This window comes from Isoptericola sp. NPDC060257 (assembly GCF_042726645.1).
GTDB classification, from domain to species: Bacteria; Actinomycetota; Actinomycetes; order Actinomycetales; family Cellulomonadaceae; genus Isoptericola; species Isoptericola nanjingensis.
Genome location: NZ_JBHXAW010000358.1, coordinates 1 through 3,831 on the forward strand (window position 1 = coordinate 1; position 3,831 = coordinate 3,831).

A 3,831-nucleotide genomic window follows, 5' to 3' on the forward strand; every position below is an offset into this window, starting at 1 on the left:
GCCCAGCGCGTGGACGCCGTCGTCGTGGCCGGCACCCGGTGGACCCCTGACGACGACGCCGCGCTCGCGGCCGAGCTCGACGCCTTCGTCGCCGCGGGCGGCCGGTCCGTCATCGTCGGCCAGCCGGTGGGCGACGGCTCCGTGGTGCGCCCGCCCAACGCGACCGGCGCCCGCGCCCTCGCGGAGGCGCTGCTGGCGCAGGGGCAGCGGCGGTTCGTCGTGCTCGGCGGGCCGGCACGCGTCGTGACGTCGCGCGAGCGGACCGACGCGTTCACCGCCGCCGCCCGTGCGGGCGGCGGTGACGTCGCGGAGGTGCTGGTCACCGAGTTCTCCCGCGACGGCGGGTACGCGGCCGGCGACGACGTCGCCGAGCTCGTGCGCGAGCGCGCGGCCGAGAAGCCGCTGACGGTCTTCGCCGTCACCGACGTCATGGCGATCGGGCTCATCGCCCGCCTCCGCGAGCTGGGGGTCGAGGTGCCGCGCGACGTGCGCGTCGCCGGGTTCGACGACGTCCCGACCCTGCGCGACCACGCGCCGGCGCTGTCGACCGTGCGCATCCCGCTGGAGGAGATGGGCAGCCTCGCCGTCCGGGCCGCCGTCGGCGACGCCGCGCCCGGCGCCGTCACCGAGGTCGACTTCGAGGTGCAGCTGCGCGACTCGACGCGCTGACGGGACGGCGCTCCTGCGGCGGTGACGGCACGGGAAATACCGTGGCGCGGCGTCGATAGCGTGCGCACATGAACCTCGGACCTTCGTTGCTGCCGCGTTCGACGCCGTCCGCGGAGGGCGTGTCCGCCCGCGGGGTGATCGAGCTGCTCGACCGGCTCGACGCGGAGTCGGTGGAGTGCCACTCGCTGATGATCGTGCGCCACGGCCGCGTGGTCGTCGAGGGCTGGTGGGCGCCGTACACGGCGGAGCGTCCGCACCTGCTGTACTCGCTGACCAAGTCGTTCACGGCGGTCGCCGTGGGGCTGGCGGTTGCGGACGGGCTGCTCTCGCTCGACGACCGGGTGGTCGACGTGCTGCCGGCGAGCGCTCCGGCCGACGGCCCCGACGACGTCCTCGCGCAGGGCCGCCGCCTCACCGTCCGCCACCTGCTGTCGATGACCACGGGGCATCGCACCGACAGCCTGGCGGAGGCGTGGGAGCTGGAGCCGCGGGACCTGACGAAGGGCTTCCTGCGCGTGCCCTTCACCGACCCGGAGGGCGCGGCGCACGGCTACGACAACGCCACCACCTACGTCCTGGCCCGCATGGTGGAGCGGGTCACGGGACGAGGCCTCCCCGAGCTCCTCGACGACCGCGTCTTCGCCCCGATGGGCATCGGTCACGCCGAGTGGGACCGCGTGGCGAGCGGTGCGGCCTTCGGCTTCCACGGGCTGCATCTGACGACCGAGGCGGTGGCCGCCTTCGGCGAGCTGCTGCGGTGCGGCGGGCGGTGGGGCGACCGGCAGCTGGTGCCGCGCGGGTGGGTCGAGGCCGCCACGGCCGCCCAGGTCCCCACGACGCAGGTCGAGGGCTGGTCGGAGAACCCCGACGTGCTGCGCGGGTACGGCTACCAGTTCTGGAGGTCGCGGCACGGCTTCCGCGGCGAGGGCTCGTTCGGCCAGCACTGCCTCGTCGTGCCGTCCCACGACCTGGTGATCGCCGTGACGGCAGCGCTCTCCGGCGGGGGCGAGACGCTGCTCGGCCCGCTCTGGGAGTGCCTCCTGCCCGGCATGGGCGATCCCGGTCTCGACGAGGGCGCGCGCCCGTCCGACGACGCCGCGCTCGCGGAGCGGCTGCGCGGGCTGTCCCTCGAGAGCGTGGCGGGGTCGCGTGGCGGGCGGAGGACGGCGACGGCGCGCGTCGACGCGACCCCCGAGGGCTCCGCCCTGCCGCAGGGGACGGCGGTGACGGTGGAGCCCGACGACGACGGGTGGCTCCTGCGCCTCGGAGCGGGGCTCGACGTCGAGGTCGGGCACGGGCGGTGGCGGGAGAGCGCGCCGCTCGGCCGGCCCGTCGTCGCCCGCGGCGCCTGGCGGGGCCGCGCCTTCGTCGCCGACGTCGTGGTGATCACGACGCCGCACCGCGTCCGCGTGGAGGTCGACGCCGACGCCGGGACGGCGGTCGCCACGTGGAACCTGGTGCCGCTGACCGGCCCCTCGCTGGCGCTGCACGTCACGGCGCCCCTGATGACGCGCCCCGACGTCGCGTAGGGCGCGGCGGGTCGGCCCGGGTCAGGCGCGCGCGAGCGTCAGGCCCAGCCCGCGGTGGGCCCGCTCGATCGTGGCCGCGTAGGCAGACAGCATGCGCACGTGGCTGAACCGCGGCCGCGCCGCGACGAGCGCGCCGGTGAGGGCGTCCCGCCGCGCCGCCGCCTCGCGCCACGCCGCGGCGATCTCCGCCGGGTCGAAGCCGGTGACGAGGCCGATGCCGTCCACGATCCGCGCGCTGTCGCCCACCGGCGTGGTGACCGGGACCGCCCCGCACATGGCGCCCTCGATGAGGCACAGCGGCGCGGCCTCGCCGAACGCGGACGTCAGCGCGACGACGTCGGAGGCCGCGAGCACCTGCTCCATGTCGTGGCGCACGCCGAGCAGGTGGACGCGGCCCCGCAGGTCGGGTCGGTCGGCGAAGGCGTCGTCCAGGTCGGCCGCGAGGTCCGGGTTGGCGGCGCTCATGCCGGACCCGCACATCACGACGTGCGCGTCGGCGTCGCCCGCCAGCAGCTCGCGGGCCGCGGCGACGAACAGCCGGGGGTTCTTCATCGCGTCGTAGCGCGCGGCGTACGCGACGACCGTCCCCTCCGCGGGGAGCCGGTGCGCCCCGCGGAACGCCAGGCGTCGCGCGGTGCGGGCCGGGCGGAACCGGGTGAGGTCGACCCCGTTGGGGATCACGCGCAGCAGGTGCGCGGGCACGCCGGCGGCCTCGTAGGCGGCTCGCGTGGACTCGGCGCAGCAGACGACGGCGGCGAGCCGGCCGTCGTCCGCCGCGCGCAGCAGGTGCCCCAGGCCCGACCCCTGGTGCTCCGGGTCGGACCGGTGCAGGCAGGCGACCACCGGCCGGTCGGGCAGCACGTCGGGCCGGGAGAGCAGGCGCAGCGGCTGCTCCTTGAGCGAGAGCACCACGTCGGTGCGCCGCAGCTCACGGGCCAGGATCTCGGCCTCGGCGTCCGTGAGGGCCTCGGGGTCGTGGGGCACGTCCGAGGACCGGCCGAGCGACGTCACGCGGACCCCTGCGGCCATGAGCTGCCGGTACCGGCGGTCGTCGACCATCCGCTGCAGGGCGGCGTCGCGCCGCACCTCGTCGTGCACGCTCAGCGCCGCGTGCCGCTGGCGGCCCTGGGCGTGCAGGCCGGCCACGACCGACGAGTGCAGCACGCGCGCGCCGCCGCTGAAGAAGCCTTCGTAGAGGGAGAGCACGCGGACCGCTCCGTGCTCGACGTACCGATCGAACGTGCGCTCGACGTACTGCTCGGCCATGGGGACCACCTCCTGCCCCCAGCGTGAGCGGCGATGGTGTGGGGCGGATGACCGGCGTGTGACATTCTCATGACGCGTCGTGGCCCGGGGATGGGCAGGTCTTGGGCATCGCGGCCCGCCGTCACGTCGGAGGCGCGTGCCACCGTGGCCCCATGGCCACGTCCCCGCGCCCCCCGACGTCCGTGGCGCTGCTGCGGGGGATCAACGTGGGCGGCCACCACCGGGTCACCATGACCGACCTCGTGGCGTGCTTCCGAGACGGCGGTCACGGGGAGGTGCGCACCGTCCTGCAGAGCGGGAACGTGCTGCTGGCCGCCGATCCGGCGAGCGGTCCCGAGCTCGAGGACGCGATCGAGCGGATGCTCGC

4 protein-coding genes are annotated in these 3,831 nt (G+C 76.2%); 3 read left to right on the top strand and 1 reads right to left on the bottom strand.

Translation table 11 applies throughout. From position 1 onward, the window contains the following. On the top strand, window positions 1–669 hold a 669-nt coding region (locus tag ACFWEK_RS19900), incomplete at its 5' end, for a substrate-binding domain-containing protein (protein ID WP_430555163.1). A 68-nt stretch (window positions 670–737) separates the two neighbouring features. Continuing rightward, entirely contained in the window at window positions 738–2,198 is a 1,461-nt protein-coding gene (locus ACFWEK_RS19905; protein ID WP_430555164.1) for a serine hydrolase domain-containing protein, read from the top strand. A 21-nt stretch (window positions 2,199–2,219) separates the two neighbouring features. On the opposite strand, the gene ACFWEK_RS19910 is transcribed toward ACFWEK_RS19905, so the two are convergent. Further along, a complete protein-coding gene (locus ACFWEK_RS19910; RefSeq protein WP_430555165.1) occupies window positions 2,220–3,464 on the bottom strand; it encodes a glycosyltransferase in 1,245 nt (414 codons plus the stop codon). A 152-nt stretch (window positions 3,465–3,616) separates the two neighbouring features. Between ACFWEK_RS19910 and ACFWEK_RS19915 the strand changes: the two genes are divergently transcribed. After that, a partial coding sequence (locus ACFWEK_RS19915; RefSeq protein ID WP_430555166.1) for a DUF1697 domain-containing protein occupies window positions 3,617–3,831 on the top strand: 215 nt, incomplete at its 3' end.